This is a genomic window from Vibrio sp. 10N.247.311.13, assembly GCF_041467595.1.
GTDB classification, from domain to species: domain Bacteria; phylum Pseudomonadota; class Gammaproteobacteria; order Enterobacterales; family Vibrionaceae; genus Vibrio; species Vibrio crassostreae_C.
On the sequence record NZ_JBFSUX010000045.1, the window covers coordinates 1 to 19,287 of the forward strand.

A 19,287-nucleotide genomic window follows, 5' to 3' on the forward strand; every position below is an offset into this window, starting at 1 on the left:
CATATCACTTACTACCGTTTTTGTTTTTAGTTCCCGCTAATCCGCGATGAACCTTTTTATTTACTTAGCGTTTTATGTAGCTAAGCTTAGACTTTCTTGAAGATGATAGAGGTGTTGATTCCACCAAAAGCAAAGTTGTTGCTCATCAAGTATTCAACATCCAATTCGCGACCTGAGCCCGTGATGTAATCGAGCTTGCCGCACTGTTCATCGACATTCTTAAGGTTTAGGGTTGGGCTGAACCAACCGCTATGCATCATCTCTAGGCTGAGCCACGCTTCAATTGCACCACATGCACCAAGCGTATGGCCAAAGTAACTCTTAAGAGAGCTGATTGGTACTTCACCAAAGATATTCGCTGTCGCGTTACTCTCTGCAATATCACCTTTTTCAGTCGCAGTACCGTGCGCAGAAACATAGCCAATCTTCTCAGCTGGAAGTTGTGCGTCTCTCAATGCTTTCTCCATACAGATTTGCATGGTTTCCATCTGAGGTTGAGTCACATGAGCCGCATCACAGTTGCTCGCAAAACCTATGATTTCTGCGTAGATCTTTGCGCCACGAGCAACAGCATGTTCGTACTCTTCAAGGATCAGGGTTCCAGCGCCTTCGCCGATAACCAAGCCATCACGCTCGCTGTCGTATGGGCTAGGGGATTTCTTGGGTGTGTCGTTTTTTAAACTGGTAGCGAAAAGGGTATCGAAAACGGCAGACTCAGTTGGGCATAACTCTTCACCACCACCGGCAACCATTACGGTTTGGTAACCATGCTTGATCGCTTCATAGGCGTAACCAATGGCTTGGCTTCCTGAAGTACAGGCGCTGCTGGTGGGAATCACGCGGCCACGCAGACCAAAGAACAGACCTACGTTTACCGCGGCTGTGTGTGGCATCATTTGAACGTAAGTGGTTGCTGTGATTGCTCGTGTCGACTTCTCGTTCAGCATTACTCCGAAAGCACCAACCGCATCGGTACTGCCAGTTGAAGAGCCGTAAGCGATACCAGTTTCGCCATTGGTCAATACATCGTGACCAATTAAGCCGGCTTGCTCCAATGCATTCTCAGTCGCAACGGTAGCTAGGCGTGATACACGGCCCATGCCACGCACTTGCTTACGCTTGTAGTGTTTAGGCAGTTGGAAGTCATCAATAGGCGCGGCAAGTTTTGTGTTGAGACCATCATATTGCTCGAAGCTTGGCATATATTGAGTCGCATTTTCACAGGCCTTTAGCTTAGGCTCTATCTGTTGCCAGTCGTTACCAAAAGCAGTAACACCAGACATTCCAGTTACAACAACGCGGCGGGTCATACTAAGCCTCCATTTACTGAAATCACTTGGCGAGTTACGTAGCCTGCAATATCAGACATTAGGTAGCTGACTAGGCCGGCTACTTCTTCCGGCTCACCCATACGGCGCAGTGGTACTTGAGGAAGTGCATGATCTTTCACGTGCTCGTCAACCATACCTGTGTCAATTAAGCCAGGAGCGACACAGTTTACCGTGATCTTGCGTTTTGCGAGTTCTAGAGCAAGAGACTTAGTTGCGCCAATCACCCCCGCTTTTGCTGCAGCATAGTTAGTTTGACCACGGTTACCCATAATGCCGGATACCGACGCTAGAGTGACGATACGGCCACCTTTACGCTTTTGAACCATAGGCATTACACAAGGGTGAAGTACGTTGTAGAAGCTATCTAGGTTGGTATGGATCACACCATCCCACTCTTCTTCCGTCATCGCGGGGAATGCAGTGTCACGAGTAATGCCCGCGTTGTTCACTACACCATAGTAAGCACCATGTTCAGCGATATCAGACTCAAGCTTTTCGCGACACTCGCTTCGTTTGCTGATATCAAATTGAATAAGACGTCCAGCGCCACCCAGTTCGGTGATCGACTTTAGCGTCTCTTCAGCACCTTGCTTGTCACCCATGTAATGAACGGCGATTTCAAACCCGTCTTTCGCGAGTTGAATAGCGATCGCTTTACCAATACCTTTACTGGCACCAGTGACTAAAACCTGACGGCTCATGATGGGCTCCTAGTTTTCATTTCTTGTAATTTTTGTTCGGTCGGCACGTAGACGTTGAGTTGGCATTGAGCCACTAACTCACCTCGGTCTTCGACTCTTGCGGTAAACACAGCCATACCGCTGTCTTCCATCATCTGTTCGGCGTAGATATCAAGGGTCTGACCTTGAGTAAACTCATCACACAGTGATTTATAGCGACGAGAGCCGAGTAAGAATCCGATTGGGGGCGTGGTGCCGTTTTTAAGTGCGTGATATCCAGACCATGCCGCTACAGACTGCGCCATAAACTCGATTCCAACATATGCTGGTACCGTTTGAGATTCGGCGTCAAAGAACAGATTATGGTCACCAATATCGACCTGACAGTGGATCGACAACGCCTCTACGCTGATAGCACGATCGATTAATATCATCGGATCATCGTGAGGGAGAAGTTGGTCTACAGAAGGGATATCAGTCATTTACTACACCAAAAATCAGGCTAATGTTGTTGCCACCAAAAGCAAACGAGTTGCTTAAGATGTTCTTTGCTTTAAGTTTCTGTGAACAGTTTACCAAATCAATCTCAATATCTTCAGCTTTATCCTGACATTTTTGTAAGGGAAGCGGTAAGTCATATTTCAAAATATGCCACGCAATTGCAGCCTCAATCGCACTTGCTGCGCCTAGAGTATGCCCGGTCAGCGGTTTGGTAGAACTGACGGGAACCTTGTTTGCAAAAATACGATGAATGGCTTTACTTTCCATCGAGTCATTGAGTGGTGTTGCTGTACCATGTGCATTGATATAACCAATGTCTTCTGCGTTTAACTGTGCAGAATGTAACGCTTTTTTCATTGCTTGTTCAGCACCATTGCCTTCAGGGTGAGGCGCTGAAATGTGGTGTGCATCAGAGCTGTCCCCACAGCCCAATAAGGCAATGTTTGACGTGTCTTGTGCTGCATTAACACCGGCTAACTTTGTTTTGCTGAGCAACATAAATGCCGCTGCTTCTCCTATGTTGATACCTTCTCGGGTTGCACTAAATGGCTTACAATGTGTTGTTGAGAGTGCTTCAAGACCGTGGAAACCATTGAGTGTCAGCTTACACAATGTATCCACACCACCCACTAACACGGCATCAGCCATACCTGAATCTAATAAGCGCTGGGCGGTCAGAAATACGCGGCCACTGGATGAGCAAGCCGTAGATATGACGTAGTTTGGCCCCGTTAATGCGCAATACTGGCTAACGAACTCTGAGGTATCACCAAGCTCTTGTTTTGAGTAATGGTAATCTGCTGGAAACTCGCCGTTTGCCAATTTTTGTTTGAAGACTGCTTCACCATCGGAGATCCCAGATGTGCTGGTGCCAATAACAACAGCAATTCTATCTGCGCCAAACTGAGATTTGGCTTGCTCGATAGAATCTTCAATTTGGTGAAGAGCCGACAGCGCCAGTTGATTGTTGCGAGTGGCGTATTGCGTAAGATCTGAAGGAATCGGTGGTAGTTCACCCGCGATCTGACCAACGACAGTGTGTTTACCATCGTTCAGCATATCGTGCACTTCGACCATATTTGATTCACGCTCGTCTTTTAGACAGCCATGAATATCGGCAATCTCTGAGCCTAGCGCTGAGTGGAAACCACAGTCTTGGATGTAAATAGGCATAGTGTTCAACTCTTACTTGGATTGTCGACAATCGTTGAGTTCAACGTTTGTATGGTGATGTTGTAGCCCAGGGTCAAATGTTTGAAAACAATGTCGCCTGCCGTTTTGTGTGTACCAGGATCTGTTTGGTAATCAATTTGAATGATTGCCTGTTGGTTTTCATCAAATACGGTTCTTGTTTTGTCGGTATCGACTAGGTGCCAACCTATGCTTTGTAAAGGCTGAGCCCATGCTTCAGCCGGCCATAAGGTAAGCATTAAATTAAATAGCACCTGTTCAGGTTGTGGCAAAGTTGCGCCAAGCCCAGACAAAACCTGCGTATCAATTACTTGATTCTGGTATTGCAGCGATAGAATGCGAGTACCCCAAGAGGAGAACCCCGCCAAAACCACTTTACCTGGTGTGACTTCGACTTGAACCGGAAGCTGCTGTGTATCATTTTCCCACGTAGCGCTAATCAACTGACTGGCTGTTAATGAGTATCCCAGTTCAGCTGGCAGTGGTAGTGCTAGATCGGTGTCTTGATCGATAGACACGCTCGCACCACTTGGCTGCTGAGAAACCATCGAGCAGGCACTCATTAGAATGCCCACTAGTATGGCGAAGGTTACCTTTAATGTCTGGATCATCTAAAAGCCTCTCGAGTAATTGGTCCTTCTACGTTTTTACTACTGTTGATCGCGAGTGGAGAAAGCAGCCAAGCGACAAAGATCCCTGTCAGAACCGTCACCCCGAAGCTATGAATAGCATGAGTCTGGCTCAGCGACAGTAAGCCGAATGAAAGTAGTGTTGTGAGACCTGACAAGGTGATCGCTAATAAGGTGCTCAGCGATTTCTTTTGCTCAGCAAAGAACAGGGTGTAGTCTATGCCAATCCCTAAAATCAGAATCAAACCAAGCAGGTTAAATAGGTTCAGTGTCGAGCCTAAAATGCCCGTGACCGCCAAACCTGCTACGCCTGCAATCAATGAAGGCAACAGCATTAACAGGCTTTGCTTCACACCATAGCGCCAGCCTAACAGCATGCCAATAGCTGCCAATGCTATCAATAACAGCTCGGTAATCTTGACGCGGTACTCAGCAAAAAGAGAGGAGATTTCATCCGCTTTATTGAGGTGTTTCACACCTTGCTTCTGAGCAAAATCTGACTCCAACCACTGTGAGAACAGCTCAGCATCAGTGACGTCTTTTATCAAAATGACCGACGCTGCTTGCCCGTCGATAGGTTTTAACCAAAGTGGTCGAACAGGCTCTGAGACTGGAGACTCCAAAAATCCAGATACCGTGATTGGTTCGAATTTTGGTAGTTCTGGAAACGTAGACCAACCGAGAGAGCTTTGTAATATATGGCTTTGTTGACTATAGAGTTGTTCAACCAACTGATAGTTATCATGCTGTTCTTGTTTACTTAACAAGTGTTGATTGATGCTGCGATACCCGGAGATACCTTGGCTATTGACCAGCGAATCTAAGCTTGTGGTGATTTCTGTCAATTTTTTGAGTAGCTTTTGGTCGCTCTGAGCTGTGACCAAAAGCATATTTTGACCACTGCCTAACCCTGATATCTCAGTAATGGCTTGCTCTTGTTGTTTGAGTTGTTCGGGCATAGCCTGAAGCTGGCGAATATCGTCGTCGTAACGAATTTGACTGAGTGACATCAAGCTAACGACAGTCACTGTTAACGGTAAGCCAATTCTAAATTTTTGGTTGCTCCAAAGGCTTAACCAAGTATGCCAAAGTTTCGACAGGGGAAGAGGGCGCTCTTGGCCTGGTTTTACCGCTAAAACGGGGTACCAGCACACCACACTGGCGTAAGCTGCGATCAGTCCAATCGACGAAAACAGAGCCAGTTGCTGCAAGCCTGGGAATGGCGCAACCAGTAGCCCTAAGTATCCGATTAAGCTGGTGATTAAACCTAGAGTGATGGCAATGAAAATATGCTTTAGGCCTTTATCGCTCTGCCAGTGGCTTCCTGCGGCCAAACGGTCAGTGAGATAGTGAAAAGAGTAATCGATGGATACGCCAATCAAGCTAGCGCCAAACACCAAGCTGAATAGATGCACCTTACCAAAGATAGCGACAGTGCTTGCCAGTGCAACCAATAATCCTGTACTGATTGAGAGTAAAGATAAGGCAAGTGGTAGCGCACTACGAAATGTCAGCCACACCAATAAAATAACGCCTGCCAATGAGCCCAAACCAATGGTACTGATTTCTGATTTCGCGCTTTCGGTACCGTAATTGGCGTAGAACACCACACCAGTATGCTGCACCTTGACGCCAAATTGTTTTTCGACCTCGCGCTCAATTGAATCAAGATCTGGAAGTTGTTCTTGAATCGCCAAGCTATAAGGTGAGTCCGCCAGAGTAGCCGTGACTAAAATATGAGTTTGCTCATTCGACTGGGCCGTGAGATAGCCCTCTTTCAGAACAAAGTTACTTGATTGGACGCCAATAGCACTGATGTAGTCGCGAAATAACAAGAATGGGTCGAGAGATAACTCTGCTGCAGTGACGCCTGAGAATGGATTGTACAGAGACTGAATGACATATTGAGCTCGCGAATCAGGCGAGTGTGTCAGCGTCTCTTTTTGTTGTTGGGTCAGCAGTTGAGATCGGTGACGAAAATAGAAATCGCTCCACTGGCTTTGAGTGCTGGCGTTGATTTTACCTTGAACTTGCTTAAACAGAGTTGGCTGACTTGAAAAAGTTCTTTGGTTGAGAGCTTTTTCAAAAGCGTCGGTCGCAACCATGGTTTGTTCGATATCGGGAGCGCTTATGATAAATACCACTTGCTCGCTCATCGAGCTGGATATCTGCTGAAAGGCTTGCTCTACCATTGGGTCTTGCTGGTTTTCGGGCAGTAACTTTAGAATGTTGCTTTCAATCGGTACCGACGAAGAAAAAGCGAATTGTTTGGTCAACAACCCGCTAAACAGCATTACAACAACAAGCCAAACAAGGGCAAGACTAGAGTTGGAATTGTTTCGCTTCAGCATCTGATAATACTTCCGGTAGATGGCTTAACTGACTGAATTCGATCACTGTGCTATCTCCACGAATCTCTTTCAACTCAATACGTTCAATATCGCTGTTGCCTTGCAGCGTGATAGCCTCAAACACCGCATTCATCGGTGCATTTTTGGGCTTTAGAGTCAGTGTCCATGCTTGTACATTTTCATCAGAGCTGGTGTTAGTTGCGGGCTCAAAATTGAGTGCGAACTGTTCCTGAAGTTTTTGCGTGTCCCCATGAAACACTGACAAGAAGATATGGCTGAAATAAAACGCCATTGGATTTTCTTTGTCGGTGATGATTTTTGCGGGTTGATCGGCAAACCTTTGGCTCAGTTTGTTATCGGTGAGCACTAAGTTCACGGGAAACGGAGTGGTTTGTGTCCAGAGTAAGCCACTTGATTTGTCTAACAGAAATGTACCTTGTGACGTTAAAGGCTGGGCGAACATCTCCATATTGCGTGTTTGAGTGAACTCACCACGCACAATACTATTTTCGCTGAGCACCGTCTGCAGCTCTGAAATAGAATTGACAGCAGCAGAGTTTTCTTTGGCGCTTACAAGGCCGCTTGTCATCATCGCAGTAAGTCCAATTAGCGCGATATTGATGTATTTGCGACTGCGTTTAAACAGATTCATGGTTCACCTGCTGTGGGTTAGAGGTTTGTGTTTGATGTTCAGTTGCTAGAGGTAAGCAACCAAATTGGTGCCAGTGTTCGACTTTGTCAGTAAACACTTTGGGTGAGGCAAAGCACATCTCTTGTTCTTCGATGGTGACGGCAACCTGCATGGTGTGAGCACGTGTCATTCGAGCACCGGTTAGAGCATCATGAATTTCATAATCGATGCGCAGGCGATTTTCCCACTCGGTGAGTTTCGCCGTTACCTTAATCTTGTGATTAAACGGTATCGCCTTAATGTATTTCACGCGGGTATCGATGATAGGCCACATGTAGCCAGAATCCTTCATCTCATGGTAGTTGTACTCAATCTTATCCATCATGATGCGCCTAACTTCTTCAAAGAATCGGAAGTAGTTGCCGTGATAGATCACGCCCATTGGGTCGGCATCTTGGAATGAGGTGATAAGCGTCACCTCAGATTGTAATGGGTGAAGGATTTCAGACATAAATCGCTCTCAACAATATTGCGTAAAGGGTTGGCTACTTTATGAGTAAAGTGACCAGTGCTGACTTTGAATACGAGCAATGAAGTGGCGTAGATCGCCTTCAAGTGGTCGATCTTCTACGATAAATTCAAACTCCTTAAGCACTTCGTCGCGAATGTGCTTGAGGTTCTCACTCATGTGGTGCTCATCAAGCTCATTGTGGCGCTTACGAAGTTCGAGTGCTTGTGTCCCCGCCAGTAGTGACGCTGCTGCCACTTGTTCGGTTAGCTCTAGAACGCGTAAACAGTCACGAGCTGCGATGGTGCCCATACTCACTTTATCTTGGTTGTGACACTCAGTTGAGCGAGAGAATACGCTTGCTGGCATGGTGTGTTTCAATGCTTCTGCTGTCCAAGCTGAAACGCCAATCTGTACTGCTTTAAAGCCGTGGTTGATTGGCTTACGTTCGCCTTCAGCACCCGTTAGGTTGAATGGCAAACCGTTGTTGAACTTGTAGTCCATCAGCTGAGCCATTTGACGGTCAAGCAGATCAGCAAGGTTCGCAACTGCAGTTTTTAACGTATCCATCGCCATTGCAATGTGTCCACCGTAGAAGTGTCCACCGTGCAGTACGCGCTCATTATCACCATCGATAATTGGGTTGTCGTTGGCACTGTTTAGCTCGTTCTCGATCATTTGGCGTAGCCAAGGCAGAGAGTCTTGAACCACGCCGATAACATGTGGAGCACAGCGCAGAGAGTAACGATCTTGGAGGCGATCACTGTTACGTGGCGGGCGATCCGCTTGCAGATCATCACGCAGCCATGCAGCAACTTGTTGTTGACCAGGATGAGGTTTGACTGCAAACAGCGCTTCATCGAAATGGAAGTCATTGCCGTGCATACCGACTGATACCATAGCGGTGATCTTAGTTGATAGCTGAGCTAGATATTCCGCACGCTTGTAAGCGATACAAGCTAATGCCGTCATTACAGACGTACCATTCATCAACGCCAAGCCTTCTTTTGGCTTAAGTTTGATAGGGCTAATTCCTAACTCTTTGTAGACGTCACTGGTTGGGCGCACTTCACCTTTGTAGATTACATCACGCTCACCAATCAGTGCTGCGGCTAAGTAAGACAGAGGTGTTAAGTCGCCACTGGCACCCACCGATCCTTCTTGAGGAATGCGTGGTGAGATGTCTTGGTTGATTAGGGTAACGATCTGGTTGAGTAGATCGTGAGTCACACCAGAGACACCTTGTGATAACGAACAAAGACGAGTTGCAAGGACTGCACGAGCTTGTTCGTGAGACAATATTTCACCTAAACCACAGCCGTGAAAACGTGTTAAATGCAGTGGTAGCTCGTCAACTAGGTTTGGCGGAATCGCAACCGTACATGAGTCACCGTAACCCGTCGTTACACCGTAAATCACACCTTCTTCTTTCAATAGGCGTTCTAAGAAAGCGACACCACGGTCGATCTTAGATGTGAATGCTTCACTTGTGTTCATCGAGGCTTTTGCGCCTTGTGAGATAGCGACAACATCCTCAATCGTGAGGCGCTCGGCACCAAAGGTGATGCTATTTGGATTCTTTTTCGTCATGGTGCTTGCTCAATGTCCAAAAATTAAAAAAGTTGTACCACTGAAGCGGTGCTTGCAGTGTGTAGTGCTGAAGTCGATTTGCGTATTTTTGCACGACTTGCTGTAAAGATTGTTCGCGAGTCTTTCTTGGTAGCTCGATCTTGTTGCTAAAATGCTCGAAATAGACATTAAAATGCGGCTTAGATTGTGAGTCGTCACGTAACCCAAACAGCAAAAATACGGGTGCTTTGAGAACCGAGGCTAACATAAATGGACCTTGAGGGAATGGAGCTTCCTTACCTAAGAACTCAGCCCATACTGAGCGGCTCTCTTTGCTGGTGGAAGTTCGATCGCCAACAATCACGATCCATTCGCCTTGCTCTAGTTTCTGTTGTAACAAGATAGCGGTATCAGGCCCCATCGATGTCACCTGAATCAGATTTAAATCAGACTGCGGGTTAACCGCTTTCATCACGGAATTAAAACGTTCGGCGTGTTCTGTAAAAACCAGGGCGTTGATTTTGATGTTCGAGTGTCTGCGACCTAAAGCTCGGCACAGCTCAATATTGCCAAGGTGAGATCCAAGGATTAGCACACCTTGCTTATTTGCCACCATGCTCTCGAACTGGTCTTGGCCATGAATAGTCAGGTTATCTGCCGAGAAATCACCTTTCCATGCCGCGAGCTTGTCGAGCATCGTATGGCCAAATGAAAGCAGATGGTTGTAACTGGTTAGTTCTCCGGGGAGCTCAATATTTTGCTGTTCCGCATAGGCTTTTAATTGGAATAGATATTGTTCGGAAGCGTTTCGCGCACGCTGGCCCGTCAAGTGGTAGTAACGCATCACACCACGCAGAATGAGGTTGAACACACCGCGACCTAACAAGGTATAAATGGCTAATAACAGCTTAATGCCTAATACTGTGCCGCGTTCTTGAGTGCGGGACCAGTGTGGTTGTTCAGAAGCTTGCGGCTCTGAATCAGTCGATAAATTTGGGTTATTATCAGCTGAATCGGATTTGAAATGGCGAGCAATCAGTTTTGGTGCTCTTGGCAGCATGCTGAAGAATAGACGTGTATGCATCCAACTGATTTTGACGTTATCCCACAACGCATCGAAATGAGAGATGCCGTTCTCAGGATAGATAACGCGCGTTTCAACGAAGTCTATGTCGCAACCTTCCCAATACAGGCGAACCAAAATCTCGATATCGAAGTCCATTCTCGAACCAACATCGTACTTATTCAACACAGTTTGAGTTTGGTTGATAGGATACGCTCTAAAGCCACACATGCTGTCTTTAATTGATAAAGAAAGGGTTTCTATCCATACCCAGATATGTGTCGCGTAGCGCCCATAGAGCCTTGCTTTGGGTACGCTGTCGTCGTAGATAGGCTGGCCTGATATCAGACGTTGTGGCTTAGCTTGTGAGGCCTCAATCAATGTTGGCAAGGCTTCTTGGTCGTGTTGCCCATCAGCATCTATCTGAATAGCGTGGCTAAAGCCTAGTTGCTGCGCTTTTTTGATTCCGGCTTTTACTGCGCCGCCTTTACCTTGGTTCTGTTCAAGCGTCACCAAGGTTACGTTTGAATTCTCTGCTAGGGGAGACAGAAACTGTTTTGTTGTGAGTTCACTGCCATCGTCAACGATGATGATCGGTAACTCAAAATGATGAAGTGACGACACCACAGCCGGCATGGTTGCGCCATGGTTAAAGCACGGGATAAGGAAGCAAGCCTTGTAGCTGCTTTCTTTTGTGTGGTGTTGAGAAGTAGCCTCGACGGGAGCGCTATTCACTTTTTTCTCCCAGCTTCATTTTGCCTGAAGAGTGGGTCTGTTCACCGTTGTTTGATGTGTAACTAAAGCTCAGCTTGTCTTTGTCAGCATCCCATTTGAGTGATAGCTGGATTGTAGCGTCAGGCAGGATAGGCTCTTGGAACTTAATGACTTCCATTCCTTTAAAGAAACCAGGAACGCCTAACTCTTGGACTGCGTAGTGAAGTGCCCAATCAATTTGCGTGACGCCAGGTAGAATAGGGAAGCTCTTGAAGTGCCCATTAAAGTCGGTGATATCTCCGCTAACATGAAGTGTCAGGGTCGATTCATTTTCTACCGTGTCTACAGCAATGATGTTTGGTTTTCTTTTATCCATAGGGCGTGCTTAGAATCCTTGGGCAAATATTGGTTCTTTGACAAAAATATAAAAAGATAATCTCAGTGTAAAATACGATCAGCGGTTTCTATGATTTTATTAGCTGTTCTATGTGAGATGTTAATCGCTTACCTTGGCTGTTGAGGGGGATCTCATCGACAACACGGTATTTTCTCGGGATTGCGATTGGCTCTAACCACTTTCTGAGTTCTGTACGCAGCATCAACCAGAATTTACCTTTGCTCATGGTCGATAGAGCGGCTTGGCCTTCATCTGATAATACCAAAACAGAGGCTAATATTAATCGCTCAGGCTCCTCAAATGGAATAACCACGCACTCACTTATCCAAGGCAGTTGCTCCAGTCGCTTTTCCACTTCAACCAGTGATACTCGCTTTTCTTCTATCTTGATCACTCGGTCCGTTCGGCCCTTCAATATGAATTGATTCTCCGAGACCATCTCGCACTCATCAGAGGTTTGATACCAGTTATTCTTATCGATGTACGGCGACAATAACTTAATGCAACTCTCACTGTTGAGACTAGCCTCAATACAGGCAAAAAGCTGCCAAGGCGTTTGAGCGCTCTCTTGCTGACGAAATGCGATGCCACCGGTTTCTGTGCTACCAAAGACTTCAATCGGTAAATGACCAAGCAGATCTCGTGACTGGTGAGCCGACTCGGTAGGCAATGGACCACCCGAAGAGAAGATTCCTGCAAGTTGTACCTTGTTGGTCTCATGCTTTAATCGTTTAAGTAGCGCTGGGCTGCTGATCAGTACACAGTTTTGATTTGCGTGAGATAAGATCTGTTCTGGGTATTCAAGGTTGTGTCGAGCAAATGGAACACCAGAGCATAGTGGGCATAAGATTCTAAACAGCAAACCATAGATATGTTGATGAGAAACTGTGCTTTGGATTTGCTTTCCCTTGAGTAACTCACCCCAGTTCTTGTGTAACTGAGCGGTCTCAATATCGAGGTGCTCTAACGTTTTATCTATCGCTTTTGGCGTGCCACTTGAACCTGAAGTGAACAGAGTTAATGGGACTGTTGCCAAATCAATGGTCGTAAGATTCTCGGTTAGAGGTTTTTGTGCTTCAGTGTTTGAATCCAATAAGGTTTGGATATTACGAACGTCATTCACCTCAACTTCGCCAATCGAGTTATCAACTAGCAGGCAATCAAACTGCTTACTTAACTCAGCAAGCGCACATGGCTGGTAGTTGCCCGGTAAGATGATGTGTTTGTTGGCTGCTGTACATGCCAAAAAGGCCACCGCAAATAGGTAGCTGTCTTGGGTACAAATCGCGATTCGTTGAAAAGGGGATAAAGACAAAAATTGTACGAGTTGAGATAAGTCGTCGTTAAATGTTTGCCACGTAATCTCGCTATTGTCGTCAAAGCAGACAATAGATTCAGGGGCTCTGTCCTGGCTAAGAAGCTCAGACAACGAGGTGTAAGATACGGTTTGGGTCATAACAATTTAACTCTGACGAATGCGCTGTCTTACTACCCACTCTCCTGCAAAGAGTAACCCTGCAAACAGATAGCTGAGTAAGCCATTGTATAGGGTCCATACTTCTAGCGGTTGGAAGCAGGTGTAAAGGGCAATAGAGCCATTGATAACAAAGAACAAGCACCACACTTTGGTGACTTGTCGTGTGTAATCAACGCCACTTTGCGGAAGTTCAGGCTCTTGAAGGCGAGCAAGACGTTCGATAATCGTTTGTGGTTGCCATAGGCTCGAAGCGAATACAACCAGCATACAAACATTAACGATAACGGGATAATAGGTTAGCCAGCCGTGTTGCTTAAAGGCTAAGCCTAAAGCCAGCAGAACAATACCGGCACTTCCACTGATCCAAGCTAGGTGTTTTAGCTCTTTGATTTTAGCCTGACCGCCGGTGAAAATGCGTACAGCAAAGATAGCGGCTAAGGCAATACCAACGGTTTGTAAGCCAAACTTGTTGAGTCCAAAGTAAACCGCTATTGGATAAGTGAAAAGTATAATTGCCGACAGTAAAGTCAGCAGAGGACGCATTAGGCGTCCTTCAATAGTTCAACCACAGATTCGACAACGTCATTAACGGTGCGCACTGCTTTGAACTCTTCAGGTTTGATCTTCTTACCTGTGACGTTCTGTAGGTGAACGACCAAATCAACGGCATCAATGCTGTCTAGGTCTAGATCAAGATAGAGATGAGCTTCAGGGGTGATATCTTCAGCATCAAGCTCGAACAGCTCAATAAGCGCATCTTTAACCTGGTTGTATACTTCTTGTTGGTTAGCTTGTGTCATAAAGATCTGTCTAGTTATTCGTTTGAGAAGAGATGTAGTTCGCTAGATTTTCAACTGACGCAAAGTGCTGTCGAGTGTTTGAATCATCTGCATCGATAACAATGTTGTACTTTTTCTTGATAGCAAGGCCAAGCTCAAGGGCATCGATAGAGTCTAGTCCAAGTCCATCACCAAATAGTGGAGCTTCCGTTTCAATCTCATCAATGCTCATGTCTTCAAGGTTCAATGCGTCGATGATCAGTTGTTTCAGTTCGTTGTGTAATGTTTCCACTTTGGCCTACTTAATGCTTTATCTGAATGCTGCTTTAAGGGGGCGATTCTACATTATATGAGGTATTTTCGAAATGCCGATATCGCCTGTTATGTTATTGATACGCTAAATGTTTTCTTCGGAAGGGAAAATTGTTTGTGCAAGATGATGATTAAGGCGCCTTGCTGCCGAAGTTAAATTATTTGAGCCTTCAATAAATGGTTCGACTTCTATTTTACCTTTCACCGCGACATGAAAAAAGGGCTTCGACGCAGGAACTTGATACCATTTTTTCTCTTTCGTTAAGAATGTCGGAGAAACCGTAATATGAATCACGCGTAAATCGGTTTGTGTTCGAGTCGCGATTTGTGCCGCCCCACGCTGTAAGGATGGTTCAATTCCTGGCGTTGTGCGAGTTCCTTCGGGAAAAATCAGCATGACATTGCCACGTGAGAAGCGTTCTTCACAGCGCTCTAAAAGATCGTCAGGGGCTTGGTTCGGTATATAACCTGCCGCTTTGACAATCCTTTTCATAAAAGGGTTTTCCCAAATGGCCGCTTTGACGAGGCAATCACATTGAGGAAGTTGAGAGGCGATCAGCACATAGTCAATCAAACTTGGGTGGTTGGCGACGATAATGCAGTTACGGTCGTTACGCAGTAGTTCTGCACCATCAATTCGGTAATCGATTGCTCCGGTGAACTTCATGATTTGGCAAAAGGCGTTGAATGAGAAACGAATCAATCGCTGTGCTTTAAGCTCTCTTTTAATGGTGTTGGAAGTCGTTAGCGCGATAGTGGGTAAGATTAAGAAGCTTAATACTAAGCCACCTAGACCAAAGATGGTAAAGCACAGCCCTGTCGCGAATACTCGCCAATATTGGTCGATTTTGCTCATGATTGTGGACCTGTCTCGGTGTTATTTACCCAAGACCAAGTTTGGTGCTTGCCAGCAATAGCCCACTTATTTGCGCCCAATAAGATATGTTGGAGCGTTTGTAGCCCTTGTGGTAACACGGAAGGTGCTTGGTTGGCTTCTACTGTTCTAGTAATAGAATATTCACTGCCAACGCTGAGCACTAAGCCCAGAGCATAATCCGTATAGTCTTGTGTTTCGTATTCTTGGTAAAGCTCAGGCAAAGGCTGGTCGAAGTCAATGACGAGTACACGATGTGACGGGTACTGATGTAGGTAAAGATAAGCTTCGATCAGAGCGTTGTGGAAAGTATCTTGGCCGGCCGCAATAGAGGTCAGAGGGATTGGTGCTTTCGCTGCGATGGTAGTTAACCCTGCAGCTGTATTATGCACGGACTGTGAAAACGCCATTGGCGAGGCATCATCACCTTCCAATATCGACTGGATCAAGGTTGCGGTTCGGTGCAGTTCACCATGTCGACTGGCAAAAACCAGATAATCAATCGAGTTGTCTTTTAAGAGTGTCAATGCAGTTTGAACGGCCAATTTACTTTGTAGGCTCATTCGGCGGCGCATCATCGGTGGGATCGCTTTAAATTCAGTTGAGCCATCTTGTGGCCAATCTAAATTAGTGCTCCACGCTTGCCATTGGGCAACAGAATTGAGACCAGCCGAATTTGCAGACCATTTCTCAATATTAAACGACATTAATTGGGATTGATTTGACATAGAGTATTGATTTGCTTTGAGTCTAACTAAATACTATGCGCGCTTATAAATAAACACAGATAAGGAATTTAAATGAAATTACTAAAAATAGCAGTTTCAATGTTATTCATATTCGTTCTTGCAGGATGTGGACGCGTCCAACCTGTAATGAATGTTGAGGATACTCCAGTTGCACTGAATCTTCAAAGTAAACAGGTTAAATCAGCTATTTCTGAATCTGCTGAAAATCGAGGCTGGTTGGTTTCAGAAATAAAGCCTGGTTTGATCCGCGCTGAATTGTATGTTCGTTCGCACCACGCTGTGGTTGAAATTCCTTATAGTGATAAGTTTTACTCTATTCTTTACGTTGAATCAGAGAATTTGAAGTACGACGATGGTGAAATACACCGTAATTACAACCGTTGGGTTAATAACTTAAACGTTGATATTAAACGTAAGCTTGCGCAAATGGCAGCTGAGTAACTCTCTATTATTTAAAGTTAGGTTTTTCGTGTCGGAATATAAATTAGATCCATTCAACGCATTAGAAGCAAAAACAGAAGCGCAGAAATTGTCTTTCGCTCCGATTGTTTTTCATACTGCTCGTACACTTCGTGATTTAGGCATTTTGAAAGCGTTAGATGACGCGGGCAACGAGGGTTTACCAGCAGAGTCTATCTCTGAATCGACCGGTGTCTCTGAGTACGGCGTGAAAGTCCTGCTCGATATGGCGTTAAGTGCTCATATTGTGACTTGGGAAAAGCCTAACTACAAAATGGCTAACCTTGGTTTCTACCTTCTGCATGATGGTATGACTAACGCAAACATGGATTTCACAGCCGATGTTTGTTATGCCGCGATGATGCATCTAACAGAAGCGATTGAAGAAGGCACACCTGCAGGCTTGAAAGAGTTGGGTGATTGGGAAACCATTTACCAAGGCTTGTCTCAATTGCCAGAAAAAGCAAAAGAGAGTTGGTTCAAGTTTGATCACTTCTATTCGGATCGCTCGTTCCCTGTGTTACTTGAAAAAGTCTTCAGCAAGAAACCTAAGTCGCTGGTGGATATCGGCGGCAACACGGGTAAGTGGGCGATGCAATGCTGCAACCATGATGCGGACGTTGAGGTGACGATTGTTGATTTGCCACAGCAGCTAGAAATGGCAATGGCAAACGCGGCAAAGCATGGTCATCAAGAGCGAGTCACGCCATTCCCAGCGAATATGCTCGATAAACAGCAAACTCTGCCAACGGGCGCGGATGTTTGGTGGATGAGTCAGTTCCTTGATTGTTTCTCGCCAATGGAGATTCTGAGCATATTAAAGCGCGTTCGCTCTCATATGTCAGAAGACGCGACTGTCTATATCCTTGAACTGTTTTGGGATGCACAGAAATACGATGCGGCTTCTTATAGCTTAAACGCGACGTCTCTCTACTTTACCTGCTTGGCAAATGGCAACAGCCGTTTTTACCGCAGTGAAGATTTCTTAGAGATCGTTGAAGAAGCGGGCTTTGAAGTGGTAACTCGCACCGACGATATCGGTCTTGGTCACACGCTTCTTGAATTGAAAGCTGGCGCGCAATAAAAATAACAAACATGGCTTAAATAATGAAAAAACTATCAACTCAAGTGGTGATCATCGGAGCTGGGCCATCAGGGTCTATTGCTGCGTCTTTACTTCATAAAAAAGGCATCGATGTTCGAGTGATTGAAAAGAGCGTATTCCCTCGCTTTTCTATTGGTGAAAGCCTATTACCAGCTTGTATGGAAGTGATTGAACAGGCTGGGATGACTGACGCAGTGATCAACGCTAACTTCCAATACAAAGATGGCGCTGCCTTTCGCAAAAATGGTGTTTATACGGCGTTCAATTTTGAAGACAAGTTCTCTTCTGGCCCTGGAACCACGTTTCAGGTTCAGCGAGGTGCCTTTGATAAGGTTTTGGCAGATACGGCTGAGGCGCAGGGTGTCTGCATTGATTACCAACATGAGTTAATGGGCATTAATTTCACCGACGACAGCACCATTTTAGATGTACAAGTGCTGGGTGGAGAGCGTTATCAGATAGAAGCTCAATACGTTCTGGATGGCAGTGGTTTTGGTCGAGTGCTACCAAAAATGCTTAACTTGGAAGAGCCGTCATCGCTTCCTCCACGCAAAGCTATTTTTACGCACATTAACGATCATATTGCAGAGGTGGATACCGATCTTGAATATGACCGAAATAAAATTCTTATCTCTGTGCATCCAACCAACCCTGATGTTTGGTATTGGTTGATCCCGTTTAGTAACGGTGTCTCTTCGTTTGGTGTGGTAGGAGAGCCTAAGTTCTTTGAGTCCTATCCAGAAGACAAGATTGCTGCAATTAAACAGCTGGCAGCGGAAGAGCCGGGCTTGGCTGAGATACTGGCAAGCGCCGAGTATCCAAACCCTGCGGGTGAAATTGGTGGCTATTCTGCCAATGTAAAACATTTGGCGACGGATAAGTACGCGTTGCTTGGCAATGCCGGCGAGTTCCTTGACCCGGTGTTCTCGTCAGGCGTGACGATTGCGATGAAGTCGGCACAGTTTGCGGTTGAGTGTGTCGAAAAGCAACTTAACGGTGAGAAGGTAGATTGGGAACGCGATTATGCCGCTCCGTTGATGGTTGGTGTAAACACCTTTAGAACGTATGTTGAGGGGTGGTACTCAGGTACTTTGCAGGATGTGATTTTCTATCAAGATCCAAATCCAAAGATTAAGCAGATGGTGTGCTCAATTCTGGCGGGTTACGCATGGGATCAAGCCAACCCTTATGTGAAAGAGTCTAAGCGCCGATTGGCGACACTGGCTGAGATATGCCGAAACTAGGTAATCGATTTTGTATGTAGCAATACTCTAAATTGTCACGATGGATCGTCATAAATTAAAAACAGCCGCAATGTGCGGCTGTTTTTGTATCTGAAAAATATGGGTGGTCAGCTTAATCGGATTTAAGCCTATTTTAAGTCGATGCTGTTCAATCGTCCCATAAATATAAGTAGATCAATTACGTCTTTGTGAGCATCAAGCAGCGCACGTTTGGTTTGGCTATAAGCTGCAAGTCGGCCGTGCTTTCTGATTGAACATACCTTGGTTTTGTACTTGTAGTCACCATTCTCAGAGAAGACGCGCCACTTAGCGATGTAGCACTCGTCGCGGTGCTCAGGATCATTCTGAGTTGGATTTGGCTTGAATACAATTTTGGGTTCTAAACTATGAGGCAGGCGCGTCATTAGGTAGGGCTCTTTGAGGACTTTGGGCCAAAATTTACCCCAAAGCTGTCTGCCCAGTTCATCTCTTAATTTAATGGTTTTCTTTAGTGCTTTGTCTTCACCCATACGAACAAAACCGACCGACCGATGCAGCACCGTATCTTCGGGAGTATGAATGTGGATCTTAAAAGCGGTTTTACCTTTCGAGATAAAGCGGTAACCGGTAGCACCAATTAGATTATTCTGACTCATAGTTTGCTAAGTGATGATTATGTTATTAATAAGATTACGCCAAATACTGCAAAACCGAAACTAATACCCATGAAAAAAATAAAGCCTT

General features: G+C 45.6%; 21 protein-coding genes. 3 read left to right on the plus strand and 18 right to left on the minus strand.

Annotated features, from left to right (window positions below):
* Window positions 1–86 precede the first annotated feature (86 nt).
* The 17 genes from AB6E52_RS16590 to AB6E52_RS16670 form a co-directional block, all read right to left on the minus strand.
* Window positions 87–1,310: a beta-ketoacyl-ACP synthase gene (locus AB6E52_RS16590; protein WP_017062286.1), complete on the minus strand. Its 1,224-nt coding sequence runs from the start codon at window positions 1,308–1,310 to the stop codon at window positions 87–89.
* Window positions 1,307–2,032 carry a 3-ketoacyl-ACP reductase FabG2 gene (locus AB6E52_RS16595; RefSeq protein WP_017062285.1) on the minus strand — a complete coding sequence of 242 codons (726 nt, stop codon included), beginning with the start codon at window positions 2,030–2,032 and terminating at the stop codon, window positions 1,307–1,309. The genes AB6E52_RS16590 and AB6E52_RS16595 overlap by 4 nt, the downstream gene beginning before the upstream one ends.
* Entirely contained in the window at window positions 2,029–2,493 is a 465-nt protein-coding gene (locus tag AB6E52_RS16600; RefSeq protein ID WP_017062284.1) for a hotdog family protein, read from the minus strand. Before AB6E52_RS16600 ends, AB6E52_RS16595 begins: the two co-directional genes overlap by 4 nt.
* Window positions 2,486–3,685 (minus strand): beta-ketoacyl-[acyl-carrier-protein] synthase family protein, encoded by a 1,200-nt coding sequence (locus tag AB6E52_RS16605; protein ID WP_017062283.1) that lies wholly within the window; start codon window positions 3,683–3,685, stop codon window positions 2,486–2,488. The genes AB6E52_RS16600 and AB6E52_RS16605 overlap by 8 nt, the downstream gene beginning before the upstream one ends.
* 5 nt (window positions 3,686–3,690) lie before the next feature.
* A complete protein-coding gene (locus tag AB6E52_RS16610; RefSeq protein ID WP_029235193.1) occupies window positions 3,691–4,314 on the minus strand; it encodes a DUF3261 domain-containing protein in 624 nt (207 codons plus the stop codon).
* Entirely contained in the window at window positions 4,311–6,683 is a 2,373-nt protein-coding gene (locus AB6E52_RS16615) for an MMPL family transporter (protein ID WP_048659798.1), read from the minus strand. The genes AB6E52_RS16610 and AB6E52_RS16615 overlap by 4 nt, the downstream gene beginning before the upstream one ends.
* Window positions 6,655–7,335, minus strand: a complete 681-nt coding sequence (locus tag AB6E52_RS16620; RefSeq protein ID WP_017062280.1) for an outer membrane lipoprotein carrier protein LolA — start codon at window positions 7,333–7,335, stop codon at window positions 6,655–6,657. Before AB6E52_RS16620 ends, AB6E52_RS16615 begins: the two co-directional genes overlap by 29 nt.
* Window positions 7,322–7,825: a thioesterase family protein gene (locus AB6E52_RS16625; RefSeq protein ID WP_102321485.1), complete on the minus strand. Its 504-nt coding sequence runs from the start codon at window positions 7,823–7,825 to the stop codon at window positions 7,322–7,324. Before AB6E52_RS16625 ends, AB6E52_RS16620 begins: the two co-directional genes overlap by 14 nt.
* Window positions 7,826–7,864: 39 nt before the next feature.
* Complete coding sequence (gene hutH, locus AB6E52_RS16630) at window positions 7,865–9,412, minus strand: histidine ammonia-lyase (RefSeq protein WP_017062278.1); 1,548 nt, start codon at window positions 9,410–9,412, stop codon at window positions 7,865–7,867.
* The gene (locus tag AB6E52_RS16635) at window positions 9,390–11,189 is read right to left on the minus strand and encodes a glycosyltransferase (RefSeq protein ID WP_102321486.1); all 1,800 of its coding nucleotides are present in this window, start codon (window positions 11,187–11,189) and stop codon (window positions 9,390–9,392) included. The genes hutH and AB6E52_RS16635 overlap by 23 nt, the downstream gene beginning before the upstream one ends.
* Complete coding sequence (locus tag AB6E52_RS16640) at window positions 11,182–11,544, minus strand: 3-hydroxyacyl-ACP dehydratase (RefSeq protein WP_017062276.1); 363 nt, start codon at window positions 11,542–11,544, stop codon at window positions 11,182–11,184. Before AB6E52_RS16640 ends, AB6E52_RS16635 begins: the two co-directional genes overlap by 8 nt.
* Before the next feature lie 88 nt (window positions 11,545–11,632).
* A complete protein-coding gene (locus AB6E52_RS16645; RefSeq protein ID WP_102321487.1) occupies window positions 11,633–13,021 on the minus strand; it encodes an AMP-binding protein in 1,389 nt (462 codons plus the stop codon).
* Window positions 13,022–13,027: 6 nt separating this feature from the next.
* Window positions 13,028–13,585, minus strand: a complete 558-nt coding sequence (locus AB6E52_RS16650) for a septation protein IspZ (RefSeq protein ID WP_048669155.1) — start codon at window positions 13,583–13,585, stop codon at window positions 13,028–13,030.
* On the minus strand, window positions 13,585–13,842 hold the full coding sequence (locus AB6E52_RS16655) for an acyl carrier protein (RefSeq protein ID WP_004739745.1): 258 nt from the start codon (window positions 13,840–13,842) through the stop codon (window positions 13,585–13,587). The genes AB6E52_RS16650 and AB6E52_RS16655 overlap by 1 nt, the downstream gene beginning before the upstream one ends.
* Window positions 13,843–13,852: 10 nt before the next feature.
* Window positions 13,853–14,113 (minus strand): phosphopantetheine-binding protein, encoded by a 261-nt coding sequence (locus AB6E52_RS16660; protein ID WP_004736154.1) that lies wholly within the window; start codon window positions 14,111–14,113, stop codon window positions 13,853–13,855.
* A gap of 105 nt (window positions 14,114–14,218) precedes the next feature.
* Window positions 14,219–14,989 (minus strand): 1-acyl-sn-glycerol-3-phosphate acyltransferase, encoded by a 771-nt coding sequence (locus AB6E52_RS16665; RefSeq protein WP_017064140.1) that lies wholly within the window; start codon window positions 14,987–14,989, stop codon window positions 14,219–14,221.
* The gene (locus tag AB6E52_RS16670) at window positions 14,986–15,735 is read right to left on the minus strand and encodes a beta-ketoacyl synthase chain length factor (RefSeq protein WP_170962821.1); all 750 of its coding nucleotides are present in this window, start codon (window positions 15,733–15,735) and stop codon (window positions 14,986–14,988) included. The genes AB6E52_RS16665 and AB6E52_RS16670 overlap by 4 nt, the downstream gene beginning before the upstream one ends.
* 72 nt (window positions 15,736–15,807) lie before the next feature.
* Between AB6E52_RS16670 and AB6E52_RS16675 the strand changes: the two genes are divergently transcribed.
* Genes AB6E52_RS16675 through AB6E52_RS16685 form a run of 3 tightly spaced genes read left to right on the plus strand, consistent with a single transcriptional unit; the run spans window position 15,808 to window position 18,564 of the window.
* On the plus strand, window positions 15,808–16,197 hold the full coding sequence (locus AB6E52_RS16675; RefSeq protein WP_017062271.1) for a hypothetical protein: 390 nt from the start codon (window positions 15,808–15,810) through the stop codon (window positions 16,195–16,197).
* Window positions 16,198–16,225: 28 nt separating this feature from the next.
* Window positions 16,226–17,299 carry a methyltransferase gene (locus tag AB6E52_RS16680; protein ID WP_065584069.1) on the plus strand — a complete coding sequence of 358 codons (1,074 nt, stop codon included), beginning with the start codon at window positions 16,226–16,228 and terminating at the stop codon, window positions 17,297–17,299.
* 23 nt (window positions 17,300–17,322) lie between these two features.
* The gene (locus AB6E52_RS16685) at window positions 17,323–18,564 is read left to right on the plus strand and encodes an NAD(P)/FAD-dependent oxidoreductase (RefSeq protein ID WP_065584070.1); all 1,242 of its coding nucleotides are present in this window, start codon (window positions 17,323–17,325) and stop codon (window positions 18,562–18,564) included.
* 128 nt (window positions 18,565–18,692) lie between these two features.
* Here AB6E52_RS16685 and AB6E52_RS16690 read toward each other — a convergent pair whose 3' ends face one another.
* A complete protein-coding gene (locus AB6E52_RS16690) occupies window positions 18,693–19,199 on the minus strand; it encodes a hypothetical protein (protein ID WP_048659808.1) in 507 nt (168 codons plus the stop codon).
* Between the last annotated feature and the right edge of the window lie 88 nt (window positions 19,200–19,287).

Bases quoted from the DNA above. Each gene is read 5' to 3' on its own strand.
- AB6E52_RS16640 (WP_017062276.1), bottom strand. From the start codon at position 11,544: ATGGATAAAAGAAAACCAAACATCATTGCTGTAGACACGGTAGAAAAT.
- AB6E52_RS16665 (WP_017064140.1), bottom strand. From the start codon at position 14,989: ATGAGCAAAATCGACCAATATTGGCGAGTATTCGCGACAGGGCTGTGC.
- AB6E52_RS16650 (WP_048669155.1), bottom strand. From the start codon at position 13,585: ATGCGTCCTCTGCTGACTTTACTGTCGGCAATTATACTTTTCACTTAT.
- AB6E52_RS16655 (WP_004739745.1), bottom strand. From the start codon at position 13,842: ATGACACAAGCTAACCAACAAGAAGTATACAACCAGGTTAAAGATGCG.
- AB6E52_RS16625 (WP_102321485.1), bottom strand. From the start codon at position 7,825: ATGTCTGAAATCCTTCACCCATTACAATCTGAGGTGACGCTTATCACC.
- hutH (WP_017062278.1), bottom strand. From the start codon at position 9,412: ATGACGAAAAAGAATCCAAATAGCATCACCTTTGGTGCCGAGCGCCTC.
- AB6E52_RS16670 (WP_170962821.1), bottom strand. From the start codon at position 15,735: ATGTCAAATCAATCCCAATTAATGTCGTTTAATATTGAGAAATGGTCT.
- AB6E52_RS16605 (WP_017062283.1), bottom strand. From the start codon at position 3,685: ATGCCTATTTACATCCAAGACTGTGGTTTCCACTCAGCGCTAGGCTCA.
- AB6E52_RS16685 (WP_065584070.1), top strand. From the start codon at position 17,323: ATGAAAAAACTATCAACTCAAGTGGTGATCATCGGAGCTGGGCCATCA.
- AB6E52_RS16690 (WP_048659808.1), bottom strand. From the start codon at position 19,199: ATGAGTCAGAATAATCTAATTGGTGCTACCGGTTACCGCTTTATCTCG.
- AB6E52_RS16610 (WP_029235193.1), bottom strand. From the start codon at position 4,314: ATGATCCAGACATTAAAGGTAACCTTCGCCATACTAGTGGGCATTCTA.
- AB6E52_RS16600 (WP_017062284.1), bottom strand. From the start codon at position 2,493: ATGACTGATATCCCTTCTGTAGACCAACTTCTCCCTCACGATGATCCG.
- AB6E52_RS16620 (WP_017062280.1), bottom strand. From the start codon at position 7,335: ATGAATCTGTTTAAACGCAGTCGCAAATACATCAATATCGCGCTAATT.
- AB6E52_RS16590 (WP_017062286.1), bottom strand. From the start codon at position 1,310: ATGACCCGCCGCGTTGTTGTAACTGGAATGTCTGGTGTTACTGCTTTT.
- AB6E52_RS16675 (WP_017062271.1), top strand. From the start codon at position 15,808: ATGAAATTACTAAAAATAGCAGTTTCAATGTTATTCATATTCGTTCTT.
- AB6E52_RS16615 (WP_048659798.1), bottom strand. From the start codon at position 6,683: ATGCTGAAGCGAAACAATTCCAACTCTAGTCTTGCCCTTGTTTGGCTT.
- AB6E52_RS16595 (WP_017062285.1), bottom strand. From the start codon at position 2,032: ATGAGCCGTCAGGTTTTAGTCACTGGTGCCAGTAAAGGTATTGGTAAA.
- AB6E52_RS16645 (WP_102321487.1), bottom strand. From the start codon at position 13,021: ATGACCCAAACCGTATCTTACACCTCGTTGTCTGAGCTTCTTAGCCAG.